The 21,009-nt window shown below is 68.1% G+C and carries 22 protein-coding genes; 11 read left to right on the top strand and 11 right to left on the bottom strand.

Going from position 1 to position 21,009, the window contains the following annotated elements; all coding sequences use genetic code 11:
* Nucleotides 1–4: 4 nt before the first annotated feature.
* Nucleotides 5–439, bottom strand: coding sequence for an acyl-CoA thioesterase (locus AC4BAR_RS05675; protein ID WP_490626830.1), 435 nt, complete (start codon nucleotides 437–439; stop codon nucleotides 5–7).
* Between the two features lie 25 nt (nucleotides 440–464).
* Entirely contained in the window at nucleotides 465–1,250 is a 786-nt protein-coding gene (locus tag AC4BAR_RS05670; RefSeq protein ID WP_490626829.1) for an SDR family oxidoreductase, read from the bottom strand.
* 111 nt (nucleotides 1,251–1,361) lie between these two features.
* Here AC4BAR_RS05670 and AC4BAR_RS05665 point away from each other — a divergent pair, with 111 nt between their 5' ends.
* Together AC4BAR_RS05665 and AC4BAR_RS05660 are read left to right on the top strand one after the other, a co-directional pair.
* Nucleotides 1,362–3,053 (top strand): electron transfer flavoprotein-ubiquinone oxidoreductase, encoded by a 1,692-nt coding sequence (locus AC4BAR_RS05665; RefSeq protein WP_490626828.1) that lies wholly within the window; start codon nucleotides 1,362–1,364, stop codon nucleotides 3,051–3,053.
* Nucleotides 3,054–3,092: 39 nt separating this feature from the next.
* Nucleotides 3,093–4,115, top strand: a complete 1,023-nt coding sequence (locus tag AC4BAR_RS05660) for a hypothetical protein (protein ID WP_490626827.1) — start codon at nucleotides 3,093–3,095, stop codon at nucleotides 4,113–4,115.
* Nucleotides 4,116–4,140: 25 nt separating this feature from the next.
* Here the strand turns inward: AC4BAR_RS05660 and AC4BAR_RS05655 are convergent, their stop codons facing one another.
* Nucleotides 4,141–4,593 (bottom strand): MaoC family dehydratase, encoded by a 453-nt coding sequence (locus tag AC4BAR_RS05655; protein WP_490626826.1) that lies wholly within the window; start codon nucleotides 4,591–4,593, stop codon nucleotides 4,141–4,143.
* A gap of 120 nt (nucleotides 4,594–4,713) precedes the next feature.
* On the opposite strand from AC4BAR_RS05655, the gene AC4BAR_RS05650 reads away from it, so the two are divergent.
* The 4 genes from AC4BAR_RS05650 (at nucleotide 4,714) to gcvP (ending at nucleotide 9,869) form a co-directional block, all read left to right on the top strand.
* Nucleotides 4,714–5,250 (top strand): hypothetical protein, encoded by a 537-nt coding sequence (locus tag AC4BAR_RS05650; RefSeq protein WP_490626825.1) that lies wholly within the window; start codon nucleotides 4,714–4,716, stop codon nucleotides 5,248–5,250.
* A 72-nt stretch (nucleotides 5,251–5,322) separates the two neighbouring features.
* Nucleotides 5,323–6,486, top strand: a complete 1,164-nt coding sequence (gene gcvT / locus AC4BAR_RS05645) for a glycine cleavage system aminomethyltransferase GcvT (protein WP_490626824.1) — start codon at nucleotides 5,323–5,325, stop codon at nucleotides 6,484–6,486.
* A 64-nt stretch (nucleotides 6,487–6,550) separates the two neighbouring features.
* Complete coding sequence (gene gcvH / locus AC4BAR_RS05640; protein WP_490626823.1) at nucleotides 6,551–6,922, top strand: glycine cleavage system protein GcvH; 372 nt, start codon at nucleotides 6,551–6,553, stop codon at nucleotides 6,920–6,922.
* A 49-nt stretch (nucleotides 6,923–6,971) separates the two neighbouring features.
* Entirely contained in the window at nucleotides 6,972–9,869 is a 2,898-nt protein-coding gene (gene gcvP, locus AC4BAR_RS05635; RefSeq protein WP_490626822.1) for an aminomethyl-transferring glycine dehydrogenase, read from the top strand.
* On the opposite strand, the gene AC4BAR_RS05630 is transcribed toward gcvP, so the two are convergent.
* Complete coding sequence (locus tag AC4BAR_RS05630) at nucleotides 9,860–10,723, bottom strand: DODA-type extradiol aromatic ring-opening family dioxygenase (RefSeq protein ID WP_490626821.1); 864 nt, start codon at nucleotides 10,721–10,723, stop codon at nucleotides 9,860–9,862. The genes gcvP and AC4BAR_RS05630 overlap by 10 nt on opposite strands.
* A gap of 228 nt (nucleotides 10,724–10,951) precedes the next feature.
* Between AC4BAR_RS05630 and AC4BAR_RS05625 the strand changes: the two genes are divergently transcribed.
* Nucleotides 10,952–11,512 carry a bactofilin family protein gene (locus AC4BAR_RS05625; protein WP_490626820.1) on the top strand — a complete coding sequence of 187 codons (561 nt, stop codon included), beginning with the start codon at nucleotides 10,952–10,954 and terminating at the stop codon, nucleotides 11,510–11,512.
* Nucleotides 11,513–11,534: 22 nt separating this feature from the next.
* Here AC4BAR_RS05625 and AC4BAR_RS05620 read toward each other — a convergent pair whose 3' ends face one another.
* The 3 genes from AC4BAR_RS05620 to aroQ all read right to left on the bottom strand — a co-directional run bounded on the left by AC4BAR_RS05620 (nucleotide 11,535) and on the right by aroQ (nucleotide 13,161).
* Nucleotides 11,535–12,212, bottom strand: coding sequence for a DsbA family oxidoreductase (locus AC4BAR_RS05620; RefSeq protein WP_490626819.1), 678 nt, complete (start codon nucleotides 12,210–12,212; stop codon nucleotides 11,535–11,537).
* Between the two features lie 74 nt (nucleotides 12,213–12,286).
* Nucleotides 12,287–12,691, bottom strand: a complete 405-nt coding sequence (gene arfB, locus AC4BAR_RS05615) for an alternative ribosome rescue aminoacyl-tRNA hydrolase ArfB (protein WP_490626818.1) — start codon at nucleotides 12,689–12,691, stop codon at nucleotides 12,287–12,289.
* 5 nt (nucleotides 12,692–12,696) lie between these two features.
* Nucleotides 12,697–13,161, bottom strand: coding sequence for a type II 3-dehydroquinate dehydratase (aroQ, locus tag AC4BAR_RS05610; RefSeq protein WP_490626817.1), 465 nt, complete (start codon nucleotides 13,159–13,161; stop codon nucleotides 12,697–12,699).
* An 84-nt stretch (nucleotides 13,162–13,245) separates the two neighbouring features.
* Here aroQ and AC4BAR_RS05605 point away from each other — a divergent pair, with 84 nt between their 5' ends.
* Nucleotides 13,246–14,139, top strand: a complete 894-nt coding sequence (locus tag AC4BAR_RS05605; RefSeq protein WP_490626816.1) for a DMT family transporter — start codon at nucleotides 13,246–13,248, stop codon at nucleotides 14,137–14,139.
* Here AC4BAR_RS05605 and AC4BAR_RS05600 read toward each other — a convergent pair.
* Both AC4BAR_RS05600 and aroC read right to left on the bottom strand, forming a co-directional pair.
* Nucleotides 14,093–15,286 carry an MFS transporter gene (locus AC4BAR_RS05600; protein WP_490626815.1) on the bottom strand — a complete coding sequence of 398 codons (1,194 nt, stop codon included), beginning with the start codon at nucleotides 15,284–15,286 and terminating at the stop codon, nucleotides 14,093–14,095. The two genes, AC4BAR_RS05605 and AC4BAR_RS05600, sit on opposite strands and share 47 nt — an antisense overlap.
* Nucleotides 15,287–15,290: 4 nt before the next feature.
* On the bottom strand, nucleotides 15,291–16,385 hold the full coding sequence (gene aroC, locus AC4BAR_RS05595) for a chorismate synthase (RefSeq protein WP_490626814.1): 1,095 nt from the start codon (nucleotides 16,383–16,385) through the stop codon (nucleotides 15,291–15,293).
* 99 nt (nucleotides 16,386–16,484) lie between these two features.
* Between aroC and AC4BAR_RS05590 the strand changes: the two genes are divergently transcribed.
* Complete coding sequence (locus AC4BAR_RS05590) at nucleotides 16,485–16,910, top strand: cupin domain-containing protein (RefSeq protein ID WP_490626813.1); 426 nt, start codon at nucleotides 16,485–16,487, stop codon at nucleotides 16,908–16,910.
* A 102-nt stretch (nucleotides 16,911–17,012) separates the two neighbouring features.
* On the opposite strand, the gene AC4BAR_RS05585 is transcribed toward AC4BAR_RS05590, so the two are convergent.
* Nucleotides 17,013–17,669 (bottom strand): glutathione S-transferase, encoded by a 657-nt coding sequence (locus tag AC4BAR_RS05585; protein WP_490626812.1) that lies wholly within the window; start codon nucleotides 17,667–17,669, stop codon nucleotides 17,013–17,015.
* Nucleotides 17,670–17,823: 154 nt separating this feature from the next.
* Here AC4BAR_RS05585 and AC4BAR_RS05580 point away from each other — a divergent pair, with 154 nt between their 5' ends.
* Nucleotides 17,824–19,041 carry a polyhydroxyalkanoate depolymerase gene (locus AC4BAR_RS05580; RefSeq protein WP_490627202.1) on the top strand — a complete coding sequence of 406 codons (1,218 nt, stop codon included), beginning with the start codon at nucleotides 17,824–17,826 and terminating at the stop codon, nucleotides 19,039–19,041.
* A 21-nt stretch (nucleotides 19,042–19,062) separates the two neighbouring features.
* Here the strand turns inward: AC4BAR_RS05580 and AC4BAR_RS05575 are convergent, their stop codons facing one another.
* Entirely contained in the window at nucleotides 19,063–19,524 is a 462-nt protein-coding gene (locus AC4BAR_RS05575; protein WP_490626811.1) for a CBS domain-containing protein, read from the bottom strand.
* Nucleotides 19,525–19,680: 156 nt separating this feature from the next.
* Between AC4BAR_RS05575 and AC4BAR_RS05570 the strand changes: the two genes are divergently transcribed.
* Nucleotides 19,681–20,979 carry an O-acetylhomoserine aminocarboxypropyltransferase gene (locus AC4BAR_RS05570; RefSeq protein WP_490626810.1) on the top strand — a complete coding sequence of 433 codons (1,299 nt, stop codon included), beginning with the start codon at nucleotides 19,681–19,683 and terminating at the stop codon, nucleotides 20,977–20,979.
* Nucleotides 20,980–21,009: the final 30 nt, after the last annotated feature.

The following is a 21,009-nucleotide window of genomic DNA, read 5'->3' as shown; positions in this document are numbered from 1 at the left end:
CCGCTCAGACCCGCGCCTCTGGCGTGACTGCGGCGCGCACCCAATCCGGCAGAGGCACGGCCTTTTGCCTGGGAAAGTCGACCCAGATGGTGGTGGCGCCGCCCTCGGCGTGGATGACGCCGGGCAGGTCGGTGCGCTCCAGCGTGCACCAGGTCTCGAAGGTGGTTCGGGCCGGGTCGCTGGCATACATGCGGGCCAGCACATCGCCCGGGTATTCCAGCTGCTTGTAGAAATTGCAGAAGGCGTTGACGATCACCGGCCCCTCCCCCATCGGGTTGGCCGGCGCACCGATGGCGCGGAACCACTCGATGCGGATGGTTTCCAGGTAACGGAAATAGGTGGTGTTGTTGACATGGTTCATCGCGTCCATGTCGCCCCAGCGGATGGGGATCACCATTTCGTGGACTTGCTTCTTGGTCTCAGGCAGCGAAAATTTCATCGGTTCAGGGCCAGGTGAAAAGGGCTCAGGCCGCGCCAAAACCGTCGTCGGCGGCAATCACCGCGCCGTTGACGAAATGGCTTTCGTTGCTGGCCAGCATGACCAGGATGGCGTCCAGATCCGAGGCCTGGCCCACCCGCTTGCGCGGCAGCATCTGCACCAGCTTCTGGCCTTGATCGGTTTGCCAGTGGTGGTGGTTGATTTCGGTGTCGATGTAGCCCGGGCAGATGGCGTTGACGTTGATGCCGTACTTGCCCCACTCCAGCGCCATGGCCTTGGTCATGTGCACCACCGCGGCCTTGCTCATGCAGTACACGCCGATCTGCGGCAGCACCCGCAGGCCGGCCATGCTGGCGATGTTGATGATGCGCCCACCGGTGTAGCTGCCGGGGGCGGCGCCACGGGCCCGGGCCAGCATGCGTTTGCCCACCTCCTGGGCCATGAAGAACGCGCCCTTGACGTTGGTGTCGAACACGAAGTTGTAGTCTTCCTCGCTCACGTCCTGCAGGCGCTGGGTGGTGCTGACGCCCGAGTTGTTGACCAGGATGTCGATCGAGCCCACCTCGGTTTCGGCATGGGCCACCGCGGCCTTGATGCTGTCGTGGTCAGTCACGTCGAGTTCCAGCACATGGGCGTCACCGCCCTCGCCTTCGATCTCGGCGCGCAGGTCCTTGAGCTTCTCGACCCGGCGGCTGGCCAGCACCACCGCCGCCCCGGCGCGCGACAGCACGCGCGCGAACTGCGCGCCCAGGCCGCCGGACGCGCCGGTGATGAAGGCCACGCGGCCCGACAAATCGATGCTGTATGCCATTTAGAGCGTCTCCACAAAACGTCAGTGCCGCCAGGCGGCGGGCCGCCATTCCCCGAATAAAATCCGTTAGATCTCCGGCAGCCGTCGGCCCATTATCCAGCGAGACACCGCATGACCAACCAAGAAATACTGGCCCAGTTCGGCCCCCGCGAATCCATGGCGTACGACGTGGTGGTGGTGGGCGGTGGTCCCGGTGGCCTGGCCACCGCCATCCGACTCAAGCAACTGGCGGCCGAGAAGGGCACCGACGTCTCGGTGGTGGTGCTGGAAAAAGGCTCCGAGCCCGGTGCCCACATCCTGTCCGGCGCCATCATGGACCCCAAGGCCCTGACCGAGCTGATCCCCGACTGGAAGGCCAAGGGCGCTCCGCTGACCCAGCCGGTCACCGACGACGCCTACGTGTTCTTGGGCGAGAAGTCGGCCTTCCGTGTGCCCAACATGGTGCTGCCACCGTTCGCCCACAACCACGGCAACTACATCATCAGCCTGGGTTCGCTGACCAAGTGGCTGGGCGAACAGGCAGAGGCCCTGGGCGTGGAAATCTTCCCCGGCTTCACCGCCGCCGAGGTGCTGTACAACGACGACGGTTCGGTCAAAGGTGTCGCCACCGGCAACCTGGGCGTCAACAAGGAAGGCGAGCCCACCGACAACTTCCAGCTCGGCATGGAACTGCTGGGCAAGTACACCGTGTTCGCCGAAGGCGCGCGTGGCCACCTGGGCAAGCAACTGATTGCCAAGTACAAGCTCGACGAGGGCAAAGACCCGCAGAGCTGGGGCATCGGCATCAAGGAGCTGTGGGAGATCGACCCCAGCCGCCACCAGCCCGGTTTCGTGATGCACACCGCCGGCTGGCCGATGGACGCCAAAACCTATGGCGGCGCCTTCCTGTACCACATGGAGGGCAACAAGGTGGCGCTGGGCTTCGTCACCGGCCTGGGCTACGAGAACCCCTACCTGAGCCCGTTCGAAGAGCTCCAGCGCTGGAAGACCCACCCCAATGTGCGCTGGTACTTCGAGAACGACAAAGGCGAGGTCAATGCCAAACGCCTTTCTTATGGCGCCCGCGCCATCAACGCCAGCGGCCTCAATTCGCTGCCCAAGACGGTGTTCCCCGGCGGCGCGCTGGTGGGCTGCAATGCCGGCTACCTCAACGTGGGCCGCATCAAAGGCAGCCACGCGGCCATCAAGACTGGCATGCTGGCCGCCGAGGCCGCCTATGACGCGGTGGTGGCCGGCCGCCAGCACGACGAGCTGAGCGCCTACCCCGCGGCCTTCGAGGCCAGCTGGCTGCACACCGAGCTGAACAAGGACCGCAACTTCAAGAACTGGTTCAAGCACGGCCTGGCCGTGGGCACGCTGATGAACGGTTTCGAGCAGTTTGTGCTGCGCGGCCACATCCCGTGGACGCTGCACCGCGACAAGCCCGACCACGCCTACCTGAAGCCGGCCGCCGAGTGCCAGCCCATCGCCTACCCCAAGCCCGATGGCAAGCTGACCTTTGACCGCCTGTCCAGTGTGTTCATCAGCAACACCAACCACGAAGAACACCAGCCCGCCCACCTGACGTTGAAAGACGCCTCGGTGCCAGTCAGCATCAACCTGGCCAAGTACGCCGGGCCCGAAGCGCGCTACTGCCCGGCCGGTGTCTATGAGTACGTGAAGAACGCCGACAACAGCGACCGGCTGCAGATCAACGCGCAGAACTGCGTGCACTGCAAAACCTGCGACATCAAGGACCCGACGCAAAACATCGTCTGGGTCACGCCCGAAGGCGGCGGCGGACCCAACTACGCCGGCATGTAAGCCACACCGGCCGCCCCATCCGCCGCACAGGCCCCTGGCATGAAGATCACCCCCGACGCTGCCGCGGCCAAGATCGCCAACCTGCAGGCCATCACCGCGACCGAGGGCCAGCTGGCCTCGGCCGGCAAAGGCGCGACCCGGGCGGTGGTGGGGGCGCCCCCCATCGACCCCAAGGCGCTCAGAGCGCCGGTCCGCACCGACCCCTCGCTGCGCCCACCGGTGGTGGGCACGCCGCTGGTGCTGTCGGTGGCGGCCCGGCAGCTGTCTGGCCCACCACCGCCGGCCACGCTGGCCTGGGCCCACCAGGTGGTGGAGGCCTTGACCGGCCTGAAATTGCCACCGCCCCTGCCCGGCACACCCCTGGTGCGCCCGCCGCTGGGTGGCCCCGTGCCCAGCGCATCGCCAGCCTCCGTTGCGGCGCCTTTGGCCGCTGTCGCGAGCGCCACCACCCCACTGGCCCACCTGCCCTTTGCCGACACCGACCGGGCGCTGTTCCATGCCCAGGGCCAGGTGTTTCCGGAGAACGCCCCCGAGGTCGATTTCAGCCTGCAGCTGTTCGCCGAGCGCTCGACCGATGCGCCCCATGTGCCGCCCACGGTGTCACCGGTGCTGGCACGCATGCTGGGCAGCCACCCGCTGATGCCGCCGCTGTCGCTGCGCTTCCAGGCACCGGCCGAGCAACTGCAGTCGGCGGTGTTCCATTTCGAGGTTGAGCCCTCGGTGGGCGACCCGGCCGTGGCCGCCGCCCAGGCCTCCGGCCCCAACCTGCGCCTGCTGGGCCTGCTGGTGCTCAACCCGCAGCTGACACCGGTGTATGACATGCATGTGGCCGGCGCCGCCGCGCCACGCACCGACCCGGCCGCGATGATGGCGGCCATGGGTTTTCACCCGCTGCAGCAGCCGCCGTTTGGCAAGGTGGTGCTGGACGTGGCGGCCAGCCTGCTTTGCAGCGACGAACGCTGCCCCTTCTACGGCCAGGGCAGTTGCCCGCAGCCCGGCTGCCGTCGCCACGAGTGGTCGGACAACAGCCCGCCGCCCGACACCCCGCCCGCGGCCGGCTGAGGCAGGCGCGCGTCTCCGGCAGGCCTCAGGCCAGGGCTTTTTTCTCGCGTTTGGCGCGCGAGGTGGTCATCACCAGCGCCTCGCCATCGATCACCACCACCCCCGCGACACGGCACACGGTTTCCAGCGTCACCCGGCGGCGGGCGGCGTCCACCGTCTTCACGCTCACGGTGGCATGCACCGTGTCGCCGGGCCGTACCGGCGCACGAAACGACATCTGCTGGCTCAGGTAGACCGTGCCCGGGCCGGGCAGGCGGTTGGCAATGGCGGCCGAGATCACGCTGGCGGTCAGGAACCCATGGGCAATGCGGCCACCGAAGGGCGTGCTGGCGGCAAATTCCTCGTTGATGTGGATGGCGTTGTTGTCGCCCGACACGCCGGCGAACAACACGATGTCGGCCTCGGTGATGGTTTTGGCAAAGCTGGCCGTCATGCCCTCGCTCAGGTCTTCGATGTCGTAACCGTTCTGGTCGTTCATGTTGTCTCCGGGTGTTGTTATGGCAAGGCCAAACCAGTGTAGCGGCGCCTTTGCGCGCCCTTTCGGCCTCGGTGCTTCATCACCACGTCACAGTCGACGGGCACAGTGATGGGTCATTTCATGCCCACCATGCTGCTGCAAAAAACCGACAAAGGCCGAGCCGAGCTGTTGCCCGGCATGCGCACCCTGAGCCTGCGCGAGCGCAGTCTGCTGCTGATGGCCAACGGCCGCCAGACCGTGGCGGCCATGGGCACGGTCTGCGGCAACGACACCGCTGCGCTGGCCTTGCGCCTGCTGGCCGACGGCTACCTGGAACCGGTGCCCACCCCGCCACCGCAGGCAGCCCCTGGCCCGGCGGTGGCGCCTCTGGAGCAAGTGGCTCGCGGCAGCGACCCGTTCGAGGGTCGGCGCTCGCTGGCCACCGCCCGGATGTTTCTGTTCGACCTCTGCGAACGCCTGTTCGCCCGCCGCGATCCGGTGCTGGCCGAGCGGCTGCGGGAGGGCCTGCGCCAGGCCCGTGACCGCGACACCATGCTGGCCGCGGCCCGAACCCTGATGGACGAGGTGGAAAAAATCGCCGGCTTCGCCCGGGCCGACGCCATCGGCGAACGCCTGGCCATGCTGCTGCCGCCCGAGACCGCTGAGGCCAACGGCTAAAATCAGGGCCCCACCCGCAAGCGGGTGAACCGCGCCCCCGCATGCGGGCGCAGGACCCCTGCTGGAGCCGCCTTGAACCCACCCCCCTCTTCCCCGGCAGCCGTCCTGCGGCTCAGCCCGCTCAACGCCTTGCACCTGGAACGGGGCGCCCGCATGGTGCCCTTTGCCGGCCACAGCCTGCCGGTGCAGTACAGCGGCCCCGGCGCCGGCCTGATGGCCGAACACCTGCATACCCGGCAGGCGGCCAGCCTGTTCGACGTGTCCCACATGGGCCAGATCCTGGTATCTGGCCCGGACGCGGCAGCAGCGCTGGAGAGCCTGATGCCCATGGACGTGTTGGGCCTGCCCGAGGGCAAGCAGCGCTACGGCCTGCTGCTCAACGAGGCCGGCGGCATCCTCGACGACCTGATGTTTCTGCGCCTGCCCGGCGCCACCCCCTGCTACTTTCTGGTGGTCAACGGCGCCTGCGCGGCCGCCGATATCGCCCATTTGCAGGCCCGCATCGGTGCGCGCTGCAGCGTCGCACCGCAGCCGCAACTGGCGCTGCTGGCCTTGCAAGGCCCGCGCGCGGTGGACGCGCTGGCCCGGCTGCTGCCCGGCGTGGCCGCGCTGGTCTTCATGACCGGCGGCCGTTTCGACTGGCAGGGCGTGCCGCTCACGGTGAGCCGCAGCGGCTACACCGGCGAAGACGGGTTCGAAATTTCGGTGCCGGCCGACCAGGCCGAGGCCCTGGCCCGCGCGCTGCTGGCCCAGCCCGAGGTCAAGCCCGCCGGCCTGGGTGCCCGCAATTCGCTGCGGCTGGAGGCCGGCCTTTGCCTGTACGGTCAGGACATGGACAGCGCCACCACGCCGGCCGAAGCCGCCCTGGGCTGGGCCATCCCCAAGCTGCGTCGCCCGGGCGGCGCGCGGGCCGGCGGTTTCCCCGGGGCTGACCATGTGCTGGCCCAGCTCGCCGGCCCCGTGGACACGCTGCCCGGCCGGCTGGTGGGCCTGAAGGCCCTGGATCGGGTGCCGGTGCGGGAGCATGTGGTGCTGCACGACGCCGACGGCACGGTGGTTGGGGAAGTCACCAGCGGCCTGCTGTCGCCCAGCCTCGATCAGCCGGTGGCGCTGGCCCGGGTGCAGGCAAAATGGGCGCCTTTGGGCAGCCGGCTGAACGCCATGGTGCGTAGCAAGGCGGTGGCCATGGAAGTCTGTGCCCTGCCCTTTGTGCCCCACCGCTACCACCGCGGCTGAGCTTGTCCTGCGGCCGCCGCGTTGGCGGCCAGCCCTGTTTGAACCCTCGTCTCTGGAGAACCCCATGACCGTCAAATACACCCCCGACCACGAATGGCTGCGCATCGACGGCGACACCGCCGTGGTGGGCATTACCCACCATGCCCAGGACGCGCTGGGCGACGTGGTGTTTGTCGATCTGCCCGAAGTCGGCAAGGCCCTGGCGCAGAAAGACGTGGCCGGCGTGGTCGAGTCGGTCAAGGCCGCGGCCGACGTCTACATGCCGGTGGACGGCGAGATCGTCGAGGTCAATGAAGCCCTGCGCGCCGACCCAGGCCTGGCCAACACCGACCCGCTGGGCAGCGGCTGGTTCTTCAAGGTACGCCTGAGCCAGCCGGCCCAGCTCGACAACCTGATGGACGAAACCGGCTATTCCGCCTTCGCCCAGGACGCCTGAGCCCAACCCCTGCCTCTGTTCTTTCTTTCCTCTTTGCCCTGCCCCTGACATGAGCGACTCGCTGGCCGAACTCGACAACACCCAAGCTTTTGTGGCCCGCCACATTGGCATCACCCCGGCCGACGAGGCCCGCATGCTGCAGGCCGTGGGCGCGGTCTCGCGGGCCGAGCTGGTGGCCCGCATCGTGCCGCCGTCGATTGCCCGGCGCTCGGCCATGGCCATCCCGCCGGCGGTGGGCGAGCCGGCGGCGCTGGCCGAACTGCGCGGCATTGCGGCCCGCAACCAGGTCTTCAAGAGCTTCATCGGCATGGGTTACCACGGCAGCCACATGCCGAGCGTCATCCAGCGCAACATCCTCGAGAACCCCGCCTGGTACACCGCCTACACGCCCTACCAGGCCGAGATTTCGCAGGGCCGCATGGAGGCACTGGTCAATTTCCAGACCATGGTCTGCGACCTGACTGGCATGGCGATCGCCAACGCCTCCATGCTGGACGAGGCCACCGCCGCCGCCGAGGCCATGACGCTGGCCAAGCGCAGCGTCAAGAGCCCCAGCAACGTCTTCATCGTCGCCGGCGACTGCCACCCACAAACCATCGAGGTGATTCAGACCCGCGCCGCACCCCTGGGCATCACCGTCAAGGTCAGTTCGGCCAGCGCCACCGTGCCCCAGCTGATGGCCGGGGGCGACTACTTCGCCGTGCTGGCCCAGTACCCCGGCACCACCGGCATGGTGCACGACCTGCGGCCGCTGGCCGCCCAGGCCCATGCGGTGGGCGCGGCCCTGTGTGTGGCGGCCGATTTGCTGGCGCTGACGCTGCTGCTGCCACCGGGCGAGTTCGACGCCGACATCGTGCTGGGCACCACCCAGCGCTTCGGTGTGCCCATGGGCAACGGCGGGCCGCACGCCGCCTACCTGGCCTGCCGCGACGCCTTCAAGCGCTCACTGCCCGGCCGGCTGGTGGGCCTGAGCGTGGACGCCCATGGCGACCCGGCCTACCGGCTGGCGTTGCAAACCCGCGAGCAACACATCCGGCGCGAAAAAGCCACCTCCAACATCTGCACCGCCCAGGTGCTGCCGGCGGTGCTGGCCAGCATGTACGCGGTCTACCATGGCCCCGACGGCCTGCGCCGCATTGCCCGCCGTGTGGCCACCTACACCGCGGTGCTGGCGCGTGGTCTGCAGCAAATGGGTTATGGCCTGAGCCATGCCAGCGCCTTTGACGCACTGACGGTGCACACCGGCCAGGCCACCGACGCCATCCTGGGCCGCGCGCTGCGTTCACGGGCCAATTTGCGCCACCGGCTGACCCACCACCTGGGCATTGCACTGGACGAAACCACCACCCGCAGCGACGTGGAAATGCTGTGGTCGTTCTTTGTGCAGCCCGGCCGGCCCATGCCGCGCTGGGACGCGATGGCCGAGGGCGCCGAACCGCTGATCCCGGCCGCGCTGCGCCGCCAGAGCGACTTCCTGACGCACCCGGTGTTCCACCGCCACCATTCCGAAACCGCGATGCTGCGCTACATCCGGCGCCTGAGCGACAAGGACCTGGCGCTGGACCGCAGCATGATCCCGTTGGGCAGCTGCACCATGAAGCTCAACGCCACCAGCGAGATGCTGCCCATCACCTGGCCGGAGTTCGCCCACATCCACCCCTTCGCGCCGGCCGACCAGTTGCAAGGCTATGCCGAGCTCGACCGCCAGCTGCGCGACTGGCTGTGCCAGGCCACCGGCTACGCCGCCATCAGCCTGCAGCCCAACGCCGGCAGCCAGGGCGAGTACGCCGGCCTGCTGGTCATCCGCGCCTGGCATGCCTCGCGCGGCGAAAGCCACCGCCACATCTGCCTGATTCCCAGCAGCGCCCATGGCACCAACCCGGCCAGTGCCCAGATGGTGGGCATGACGGTGGTGGTGGTGGCCTGCGACGCCCAGGGCAATGTGGACATGGCCGACCTGCAGGCCAAATGCGAGCAGCACAGCGCCCACCTGGCCGCGATGATGCTGACCTACCCCAGCACCCACGGTGTGTTCGAGGCCAGCGTGTCCGAGCTGTGTGCGCTGGTGCACCGCCATGGCGGCCGGGTCTATGTGGACGGCGCCAACTTGAACGCCATGGTGGGTGTGGCCGCGCCGGGCGAGTTTGGCGGCGACGTCAGCCACCTGAACCTGCACAAAACCTTTTGCATCCCCCACGGCGGCGGCGGCCCCGGCGTGGGCCCGGTCTGTGTGGTGGCCGACCTCGCGCCCTTCCTGCCCGGCCACGCCACGGCCGGTGGCTCGGCCTCGGCGATGCAGAGCCCGGCAGTGGGTGCCATCTCTGCGGCCCCCTTGGGCAACGCCAGCGTCTTGCCCATTAGCTGGATGTACTGCCGGATGATGGGTGCCGAGGGCCTGACACAAGCCACCGAGGTGGCCATCCTCAGCGCCAACTACATCAGCGCCCGGCTCAAAGACCATTACCCCACGCTGTACGCCAGCGAACGCGGCGACGTGGCCCACGAATGCATCCTGGACCTGCGGCCGCTCAAGGAGACCAGCGGCGTGACCGCCGAGGACGTGGCCAAGCGGCTGATGGACTACGGCTTTCATGCGCCCACGCTGAGCTTTCCGGTGCCGGGCACGCTGATGGTGGAACCCACCGAAAGCGAGAACCTGGCCGAGCTGGACCGCTTCATCGACGCCATGGTGGCCATCCGTGGCGAAATCGCCCGCATCGAAAGCGGCGAATGGCCGCAGCTCAGCAACCCGCTGAAACACGCGCCCCACACCGCGGCCAGCCTGCTGGGTGAGACCTGGGACCGGCCCTACCCGCGTGAGCTGGGGGCCTACCCACTGGCCCACCTGAAGCGGGGCAAGTACTGGCCGCCGGTGGGCCGCATCGACAACGTCTACGGCGACCGCAACCTGTTCTGCAGCTGCATCCCGGTGGCGGATTACGCCTGAGCCGTGGCGCTGGCCGGCGGCAAAGCCAGCGCGTCCATCGCCAGCATGCCGTACATCACCTCGCGGGTGATGTACTCGGGGTCGATGCCATCGCCCTCGGCCCAGTCGGAGGCGCCCAGCGCGAAAAACAGCGGCAGAAAATGGTCGTCTTCCGGGTGGGCGCGCTTGGCGTTCGGACCGATCTGCTCGTAGCGCAACAGGCCGTTCTGGTCGTTCAGCATGATCAGCGCCTCCACCCAGCGGGCGAAAGCCACCACATAGGGCGCGGGCTCGCTGTCGATGGGGGGCATGCCACCAAAAAACTCGCGCAGGTTGTGGGTCATGCTGCCGCTGCCCATCAGCAGAATGCCCTCGTCGCGCAAGCCCCGCAGCGCCCGCCCCATGCGGAACACATCGGCCGGCCTGGCGCCCCGGGGCAGCGCCAGCTGGATGGCCGGCACATCGGCCTGCGGAAACAAATGCATCAGCGGCACCCAGGCCCCATGGTCGCGCGGGCGCTGGTCGTCCACCACCACCGGGATCTGGTCGGCGTCCAGCAGCGCACGCACCCGCTCGGCCAGCGCCGGGCTGCCCGGGGCCGGGTACTGCAACTCGTAGAGCGCCGGCGGGAAGCCGCCGAAGTCGTGCCAGGTGTCGGGCTGGGGATGGGCCATGACGGTGGGCCGCAGCGGCATCCAGTGCGGCGACATCACCACCACGCCCTTCAAGTCGTGGCGGGCCCGCAGTGCCGTGCCCCAGGCCTGCAAGGCGGGGCCGCTGCTGCCTTTGTCCACCGCGAACAGCGGTGCACCGTGGGAGACAAACAGCGCGGGCAACGGGGCAGTGGTGGGGCCGGTGGCGGAGGGAACGGTCATGGCAACAATCCTTTCAGCAAGCCACACCCTGCACAGGCGCGGCCGCAACGCCTCCTATTGTCGGTCCAAGCCACACCCGGAGGGGTGGCCATGGCGCAGAGGCCGCAGACGGCCAGGGCCATTCCACACCCTAACCGGGGCACACAGCTCATTACAGTTCTTGCATTCCACCCACAGCTTCACACAGAGGTCCTGCCTACCATCGGTCCTTTCAACCAAGGACCACCGATGGCACTGCAAACCCCCTTCTTCAACAAGCGCGACAACGACGGTTTTGGGCTGCGTGGCCACCCCATCGGCGGCATGGCGACGACACCCGCTTCGGCCCCGTCCACGTCGCCCGCCCCGGCCCCACAAGCAACCCAGCCTGCGGCCGTGGACAAGGCCGCGCCGCCGACCGAAGGCAGCAAGCTCACGGTCGGGCCCAACATCAAGCTCAAAGGGGTGGAGATCACCGATTGCGACACCCTGGTGGTCGAAGGCACGGTGGAGGCCACGATGGACTCGCGGGTGATCCGGATTGCCGAGACCGGCACCTTCAAGGGCTCGGCAGAAATCGATTTCGCCGAAATCCGCGGCCTGTTCGATGGCGAGCTGACGGTGCGCGAAAAGCTGGTGATCCACGCCACCGGCAAGGTCACCGGCACGGTGCATTACGGCCGGGTGGTGATCGAGGAAGGGGGCCAGCTGTCGGGCAAGATCGTGTTCGGCCCGGCCCCGGCAGCCGACAAGCTGCGACACGCCAGTGCCGGCGGCGCTGGCAAACCGGCTTTGCAGGTGCGCGCCTGAGCCCTGCGCCCTGAGGCAGGACTCAGGCCGTCTGCAGGCTGGCGGCGATCTGCCGCAGGGCCTGCTCGAAGGCCTCAACCGGCTGACCGCCGGAGATCAGATGGCGGCGGTTGACGACGGTGGCCGGCACCGACTGGATGCCGGCCTGCCGCCAAACCTGGGCATCCTCGCGCACCTCGGCAGCCCAGGCGCCACTGGCCAGCACCTCGTGGGCCTGGGGCCCGTCCAGCCCCACCGACACCGCGGCCGCCACCAGCACCGCGTGGGATTCCGGTGGCTGGCCCTCGGTGAAATAGGCCCGCAGCAAGGCTTTCTTCAGCGCCAGCTGCTGACCGCCCTGCCCCTGATCCACCACGGCTGCCCAGTGCAGCAGCCGGTGGGCATCAAAGGTGTTGTAGATGCGGCCCCGGCCCTCGGCACGGAACACAAAACCCACCTCGGCACCGCGCTGGCGGATGGTCTCGCGAATCTGGGCCTGCTGTTCGGGCGTGGAACCGTATTTCTGCGTCAGGTGCTCGGTGATGTCCTGGCCGCCCGGCGGCATCTGCGGGTTCAGCTCGAAGGGCCGGCAGGTGATGGTGGCGGTGGCCAGGTCGCGCAGCCGGTCCAGGGCCAGTTCCAGCGCACTGAGGCCGATGGCACACCAGGGGCAGGAGACGTCGGACACGAAATCGATGGAGAGAGACACAGGCTGGGACATGGTGATTTCAGCAAAACTGGAATGAAGCCCATGCTAGGCGGCTTTGCTTGGCGCTGCTGGCGGGGGCCTTTGCGCTACTCATCCACCCGGCGGCGCGACGACTTGACCTCGGAACGCAGGCTTTTGCCCTGCAGACGGCGCTGTTTAGAGCCATAGGTGGGTTTGGTGGGGCGCCGCACCCGGGGCGGCAGTGCCACCGTGGCCACCAGCGCGTTGAGCCGCGCCAGCGCGTCGCAGCGGTTTTGCTCCTGGGTGCGGTACTGCTGGGCCTTGAGCACCAGCACCCCCTCGTCGGTGATGCGGTTGTCGCGCAGCGCCAGCAGCCTGGCCTTGACGTCCTCGGGCAGCGACGAGGCCGCGATGTCAAAGCGCAGGTGGACGGCGGTGGCCACCTTGTTGACGTTTTGCCCGCCCGCGCCCTGGGCCCGGATGGCACTGATCTCGACCTCCGAGGCGTCGACCGCCGGCGGCCGCAGCATGGCGCCTAACCTGCCAGCGCGGCCAGTCCCGCAATGGCCAAGGCATAGCCCTGCACACCAAAGCCGGCCATCACGCCCTGCGCCACCGGCGAAATGTAGGAATGGTGGCGAAAGGCCTCGCGGGCATGGACGTTGGAGATGTGCAACTCGATCAGCCGCAGCCCCGTGCCCTTGATGGCATCGTGCAGCGCCACGCTGGTGTGGGTGTAGGCGCCGGCATTGAACACCACGCCCAGCAGCTGGCCGGCGGCCTGGGCACGGCCGGCCTCGTGCAGCCAGTCGACCAGCTGGCCTTCGTGGTTGCTCTGGCGGAAATCCAGCGTCAGGCCGTGGCTGGCGCAGGCGCTGGCACACAGCGCCTCCACGTCGGCCAGCGTGGCCGAGCCATAGACCTGGGGCTCGCGGGTGCCCAGCAGGTTGAGGTTGGGGCCGTTGAGCACAAGGACGGTGGGCGCGGAAGAAGTGGTCATGGTGGTGGCTGCAATGAAGTCCCAAGGGTAGCAAATTGGCGCAGGCCTGCCCACGGGTTGGGGTTGCTGGGCCACAATCGTTTGGTGAAGGCCCGCCATTTCTTCCAGTTGCTGCTGCTGTCCGCGGTCTGGGGCGCCTCGTTCATGTTCATCCGCATCGCCAGCCCGGTGCTGGGGCCGCCGGTGCTGGCGGTGCTGCGCATCGCGCTGGCGACCCTCACCTTGTGCACGCTGATGGGGCTGCTGCGCCAACCCTGGCCGCGCGGCCATGCGCTGGAGCTGGCCGGCCTGGGCCTGCTGTCGGTGGCCCTGCCCTTCTCGCTCTACGCCTGGGCGGCACTGCGGCTGCCGGCCGGCTACAGCGCGCTGCTGAACTGCACCTCGGTGCTGTTTGGCGCGGTGGCGTCCAGCTGGCTGGGCCAGGACACGCTGACCCGCTCCAAGTGGCTGGGCTGCGCCTTTGGCGTGGCCGGCGTGGGCCTGGTGGTGCGGCTGGGGCCGGTCCAGCCCACGCCCGAGGTGCTGTGGGCGGCACTGGCCTGTGTGGGCGCGGCCGCCTGCTACGGCCTGTGCCTGCCACTGATGAAACGCGCCACCACCCGCATCGCCCCCTTGCCGCTGGCCGCCGGTGTGCACCTGGGCGCGGTGCTGATGGTGCTGCCCGGTGGCCTGTGGGCCTGGCCCGAGGCCCGCTTCACGCCCGGCGCACTGCTGGCCACGGCGGTGCTGGGCGTGGTGGCCTCCGGCCTGGCCTACTGGATGCATTTGCGGCTGATCCGCCACCTGACGCCGATGGCCGCGATGAGCCCGACCTTTCTGATCCCGCTGTTCGGTGTGGGCTGGGGCGCGCTGGTGCTGGGCGAGGCCATCGGCCCCGGCGTGCTGGCCGGCGGGGCGCTGGTGCTGGTGGCTTCGGCGCTGGTGAGCGGCTTCAACCCGCTGCGCTGGCGGGGCGCGGCTGACGACGCCACACACTGAAGGCGCAGGCCGAGGCCAGCAGCGCCACCGCCAGCGAAAGCCAGAACACCGCCACCAGGCCGAAACGCTGGCTCAAGAGGCCGCCCAGCACACCGCCCAGCACGCCTGGCATGCCGTAGCCGATGACGGTGTAGAGCGCCTGGCCGCGGCCACGCAACCGGCCCGGGAAATGCTCGGACAGCAGCGCGATGCAGGCGGTGTGGTGGGCGGCAAAGGTCAGCGCGTGCAGGGCCTGGGCCAGCAGCAGCACCCACAGCACATCGGCCCAGCCCACGGTGAGTGCCATGCGCAACACCATGGCCAGTGCACACAGCAACAGCCAGCCCGGCAGGCTGAGCCAGTGCTGCCAGCGGCTCTGGAAATAAAACCAGGCAATCTCCACCAGCACCGACACCGCCCACAGCACACCGATCATGGTTTTGCTGTAGCCCAGCGCGTCCAGGTAGAGCGAAAAGAACACGTAGATGCCGATGTGGGCCAGCACATGGCAGAACACCGACGCAAAAAACCAGCGCACCGCCGGCTGGCGCAGCACCGGCCCCACCGGTGGCCTGGCCTCGCGGGTCGGCGGCACCTCTTTCACATCGGGCAGGCGCCAGGCGCTCAGGGCCACCGCGGCCAGCGTGGCCACCGTCCAGGCCGGGAAATCACCCATGCCGAAACGCTCGAACCAGGCCCCGGCCACAAACACCGTGACCAGAAACCCCAGCGAGCCCCACAGCCGCACCCGGCCGTAGCGTTTGGTGTCGAACACCCCGTTCACCGTGACGCGGTGGGCCAGCGCGGCCTCGCTCATCGGCATCATCGCGCTGGTGTGGCTGAACATCAGCACCAGCACCAGCGCCAGGCCCAACGGTCCGGGCTGCAGCCACAGGGAACAAGACACCAGCAGCGCCACCGTGGCGCCAAAACGCAGCAGCTTGACACGCTCACCGGTGTGGTCGCTCAACACCCCCCAGGCATAGGGCGCAACCATGCGGGTGGCCGACTGCACCGAGGTCAACAGGCTGATGGCCACAATGCCAAAGCCCAGCTCCTTGAGCCACAGCGGCAAATACGGGTTGAAGAAACCGATGTGGGCGAAGTAGCTCGCCGACAGCGCGGCGAACGGCAGCAGCCCGCCGCGGCCGGCCCCGGACGGGCCCATGGCCTCAGGCCGCGCCAGGGATGGCGGCCAGCGGGGCCACCACGTCGCCGCACTGGGCGCGGTGGCGCAGCGCATGCTCCATCACCACCAGGGCCAGCATGGCCTCGGCGATCGGGGTGGCACGGATGCCCACACAGGGGTCGTGCCGGCCCTTGGTGATGACCTCGGTGGGCTGGCCCGCCATGTCGATGCTTTCGCGCGGCGTCAGGATGGAACTGGTGGGCTTGATGGCAATGCTCACTTCCAGGTCCTGCCCGGTGCTGATGCCGCCCAGCACACCGCCGGCGTTGTTGGAGCGGAAACCCTGTGGCGACAGCGAATCGCCGTGCTGGCTGCCGCGCTGGGCCACGCTGGCAAAACCAGCGCCGATCTCCACGCCCTTGACGGCGTTGATCCCCATCATCGCGAAGGCGATGTCGGAATCCAGCTTGTCGAACAGCGGCTGGCCCAGGCCCACCGGCATGCCGCTGGCCACCACCCGGATGCGGGCGCCGCAGGAGTCGCCGGCCTTGCGCAGCGCGTCCATGTAGGCCTCCAGGGCCGAGGTGTCGGCCACCGGGGCGAAGAAGGGGTTGTTGGGCACATGGTCCCAGGACTCGAAGCCGATTGGTTGTTCGCCGATCTGCGTCATGCAGCCGTGAAAGCGGGTGCCGAATTTGGCGGCCAGCCATTTCTTGGCCACCGCGCCGGCAGCCACCATGGGCGCGGTGAGCCGGGCCGAGGAGCGGCCGCCGCCGCGCGGGTCGCGCAGGCCGTATTTCTGCAAATAGGTGTAGTCGGCATGGCCGGGCCGGAAGGTCTGGACGATGTCGCCGTAGTCCTTGCTGCGCTGGTCGGTGTTCTTGATCAGCAGACAAATCGGCGTGCCGGTGGTCTGGCCCTGGTAGACGCCGGACAGGATTTCCACCGCGTCGGGCTCGTTGCGCTGGGTCACGTAGCGGCTGGTGCCGGGCCGGCGGCGGTCCAGGTCGGGCTGGATGTCGGCCTCGCTCAGGGCCAGGCCGGGGGGGCAGCCGTCGATCACACAGCCGATGGCCGGGCCATGGGACTCGCCGAAGTTGGTGACTGCGAAAAGGGTGCCGAAGGTGTTGCCGCTCATGCCCCAATTATCCCCGACGGCCGCTGCCCTTTTGGAACGGTTCATGCTTTCATGCCGCAGTGCAGCATCGACCCGAGGCTGAACCCAGGAGAGCGCACCATGCTGGACCGAACCACCACCCAGTTCTCGCATGTCAGACCCGGCGACACCGGCTATGTTTCTGGCGGATTGCGTGACTTTTTTCTCTACCGCGACCTTGGCATTGCCGAGGCCACCCACGGCCAGGTGATCGCCCACCTGGTCAAGGCCAACATGGCACCGGATGGGGGCACCGGATGGCACCGCCATGAGGCGGACTTCCAGATCGTCATCATGGTCAAGGGCTGGGCCCGCTTCATGTACGAAGACCAGGTCACGCTGGTTCAGGCCGGTGACGTGGTGCACCAGCGCCCCGGCATCCGCCACTACCTGTTCGACTACTCGCCCGACATGGAGTACCTGGAGATCGTCTCGCCAGCCGATTTCAAGACCATCGAAGTGGAGCCGGTCTGCGAGATCCCGCCGCCCACGCCCTGGACTTCCTAGCGCTGGTGTCTTCGCCAGGGACACCGCAGATCCGGCTTGGCCGGGCTGCTGGTGTCGCCCCCTGGAGGGGGAGACGGCCAAAGGCCGTTTCGGGGGTGTTTGTTAAAACTCGGCGTCGAGTTCGTCGATCTCGTCCGGCTCCAGCCGGGCTGCGGCCACCCATTCCTGCATCGCCGGCAAGGCCATGATGGTTTGGCCGTAGCCGGCGCAGACCGGGTCCAGCGGCACCGCGTAGGTGAGGAAGCGCGTCACCACCGGCGCGTACATCGCATCGGCCATGCCGGGTTTTTTGCCAAACAGGTAAGGGCCGCCATAGGTGGTCAGGCAGTCCTGCCAGATCGCCACCACCCGGTCGATGTCGGCCTGGGCGCGTGACCAGACCTTGAAGTTCGGGTGATGGGCCTTGAGGTTCATCGGCAAGGCCCCGCGCAGCGCGCTGAAGCCCGAATGCATTTCGCCGCAGATGGCCCGGCAATGGGCGCGCGCCTTGGCATCGCCCGGCAGCAGTCCGGCCTTAGGCTTGACCTCGTGCAAATACTCGCCAATGGCCAGCGTATCCCAGACTTTGATGCCGTTGTGCTGCAAGGAGGGCACCAACATGGACGGTGCCAGCAGCAGCATCTCGGCCTTCATCGCCGGGTCGTCCGGTGGAATCACCTTTTCAGTGAAGTCCAGGCCGGCCAGGCGGGCCATCAGCCAGCCTCGCAAAGCCCAGGCGCCGTAGTTTTTGCTGCTGATGGTGAGAACGGCTTTGGCCATGGGGCTTCCTTGGTGGTGCCCCGTCTTTGAGCAAGGGCTGTGCCAGTGCGGTGCACCGCGCCGCGCCATGCACCGCTTGGCCCACAACTTGCCTGTGCCTTGGCACCGCCCTGGGGCCACAAGCCCCGCGGGCCCCCGCTCAAGGACACCCATGCTGCTGTACCACGCCTACCAAGCCCAGACCGACCTGGTCTCCCCCTTGCGACTGATGGCGCAGGCGACCAGCCCCGCCCTGTGGTGGCGCCAGACCGAGGGTTCGCTGCTGCGCAAAGTGTCGGCCGCCTGCGAGGTGATGTCGCGCCTGCGCCTCACCCACACCCGGCCGGCTTACGGCATCCCCTCGGTGGAGGTGGACGGCCAGACGGTCGCGGTGGTGGAGGAAAAAAAGCTCAGCCTGCCCTTTGGCACGCTGCTGCATTTCCGCAAGGAAGGCATCCAAGGCCAGCCGCCGGTGCTGTTGATGGCGCCGCTTTCAGGCCATTTCGCCACGCTGCTGCGCGACACCGCGCGCACCCTGCTGCAAGACCACGACGTCTACATCACCGATTGGCACAACGCGCGCGACGTCAGCCTGCGCCATGGGGCTTTTTCGCTCGACGACTACATCGACTACATGATGCGTTTCCTGGCCGAGGTGGGGCCGGGTGTGCACGCGGTGGCGGTGTGCCAGCCCTGCGTGGCCGCACTGGCTGCCACCGCCCTGATGGCCGAGGACGACCACCCGGCCACGCCGCGCAGCCTGACGCTGATGGCCGGGCCGGTGGACTGCCGGGTCAACCCCACCGAGGTCAACCGGCTGGCCACCAGCCAACCCATGCGCTGGTTTGAAAACAACCTGATCAGCCATGTGCCGCTTCCCCACGCCGGCCACATGCGCCGGGTCTACCCCGGCTTTGTGCAACTGAGCGCCTTCCTCAACATGAACCTGGAGCGCCACAAGCAGCAGTTTCGCAACCTCTACCAGCACCTGGTGGACGGCGACACCGCCAAGGCCGACGTGATCCGGGTCTTCTACGACGAGTACCTGGCCGTCAACGACCTGCCGGCCGAGTTCTACCTGGAAACGGTGGAAAAGGTCTTCCAGACCTATGACCTGGCGCGCGGCAGCTTGCGGTACCGCGGCCGCTTGGTCAACCCGGCGGCGATCCGGCGCACCGCGCTGCTCACCGTGGAAGGCGAGCGCGACGACATCTGTGCGGTGGGCCAGACAGTGGCCGCGCAAGACCTGTGCAGCGGCATCCGCCCGTACTTGAAAACCCACCACATCCAGGTCGGGGTGGGCCACTACGGTGTGTTCAGTGGCCGCAAATGGCACCAGCAGATCTACCCGCGGCTGCGGGAAGTGGTGCACACCAGCGCCGAGCTCGGCTGAGCCGGCCGGCGCCCGGCCTTGTCAGGCCGCTGGCGCGGCTTCTTCGCCCTCGGTGGGCCAGTCGCGGATGTAGGCCTTGAGCATCTTGTTCTCGAAGTTCTGGCTGTCCACCACCGCCTTGGCCACGTCGTAGAGGCTGATCACGCCCATCAGCATGCGCTGGTTCATCACCGGCATGTAGCGGGCATGGCGCTCCAGCATCATGCGGCGCACCTCGTCCAGCTCGGTCTCGGAGGTGCAGGTCAGCGGCGCGTCGTCCATCGCGGTGCGGACCACGGTGCTGCCGATCACGCCGCCGTTCTTCACCGTCTGCTGAATCACCTCGCGGAAGGTCAGCATGCCCACCAGGTCACCATGCGCCATCACCACCAGCGAGCCAATGTCCTTGTCGGCCATGGTCTGCGCGGCCTGCATCAGCGGCTCTTCGGGGGTGACGGTGTAGAGGGTGTTGCCCTTCACACGCAGGATGTCGATGACTTTCATGGGTGTCCTCCTCGGTCTGGTGACCCGGACGCGACGGCGCCACGGGTGTGGTGTCTCAAATATAGCCCACAATAAACAGGCCACGTCGTTCATTCAACGCCCGTCGGGTGGGTCGGTCAAGCGCCGGACTGCCCTGTGCCCCTGGAGACCTGCCCCATGCCCGGATACGCCGACCCCGGCTTCGACACCCTGGCCTTGCACGCCGGGGCCGCGCCCGACCCGACCACCGGCGCCCGCGCCGTGCCCATCCACCTCAGCACCTCGTTTGTCTTCGAGTCCAGCGACCATGCGGCGGCGCTGTTCAACCTGGAACGCTCCGGCCATGTCTACAGCCGCATCAGCAACCCGACCAACGCGGTGCTGGAGCAGCGGGTGGCCGCCCTCGAAGGCGGGGTGGCGGCGATCGCCACTGCCAGTGGTCAGGCCGCGCTGCACCTGGCCATCGCCACGCTGATGGGCGCGGGCAGCCACATCGTGGCCAGCACCGCGCTGTACGGCGGCTCGCACAACCTGCTGCACTACACGCTGAGCCGCTTTGGCATCGAAACCAGCTTCGTCAACCCGCACGACATCGACGGCTGGCGCGCCGCCATCCGGCCGAACACCAAGCTGCTGTTCGGCGAAACCGTGGGCAACCCCGGCCTGGACGTGCTGGACATCCCCACGGTCAGCGCCATCGCCCACGCGGCCGGCCTGCCGCTGCTGGTGGATTCCACGCTGACCTCGCCCTGGTTGATGAAGCCGCTGGACCATGGCGCCGACCTGGTCTACCACTCGGCCACCAAGTTCCTCAGTGGCCATGGCACGGTGATCGGCGGCATCGTGGTCGACGGCGGCTGCTTCGACTGGGAGGCTTCAGGCAAATTCGCCGAGCTGACCGCGCCCTACGAGGGCTTCCACGGCATGGTGTTCAGCGAGGAAAGCACGGTGGGCGCCTTCACGCTGCGGGCCCGCCGCGAGGGCCTGCGCGACTTTGGCGCCTGCATGAGCCCGCACACCGCCTGGCTGATTCTGCAAGGCATCGAAACCCTGCCGCTGCGCATGGCCCGCCATATGGAAAACACCGCCAAGGTGGTGGACTTCCTGGCCAGCCACCCGCTGGTGAGCCGGGTCGGTCACCCGCTGCTGGCCAGCCACCCCAGCCACGCGCTGGCCCAGCGGCTGCTGCCCAAGGGCGCGGGCTCGGTGTTCAGCTTCGACATCCGGGGCCACCGCGGCCAGGGCAAGGCCTTCATCGAGGCCTTGCAGGTCTTCAGCCACCTGGCCAATGTGGGCGACTGCCGCAGCCTGGTCATCCACCCGGCCAGCACCACCCATTTCCGCATGGACGACGCGGCCCTGGCCGGTGCCGGCATCTCGCAGGGCACCATCCGTTTGTCCATCGGCCTGGAAGACCCGGCCGACCTGATCGACGACCTGAAACGGGCCCTGAAAGCGGCTGAAAAAGCCGCCTGAACCCGCCCCCATCCACCACCGACGAGGAGA

This window comes from Rhodoferax sp. SPJ4, assembly GCF_058216275.1.
Note: the sequence above shows the minus strand (reverse complement) of the source record. Positions and strands in the feature narration are given on the sequence as shown.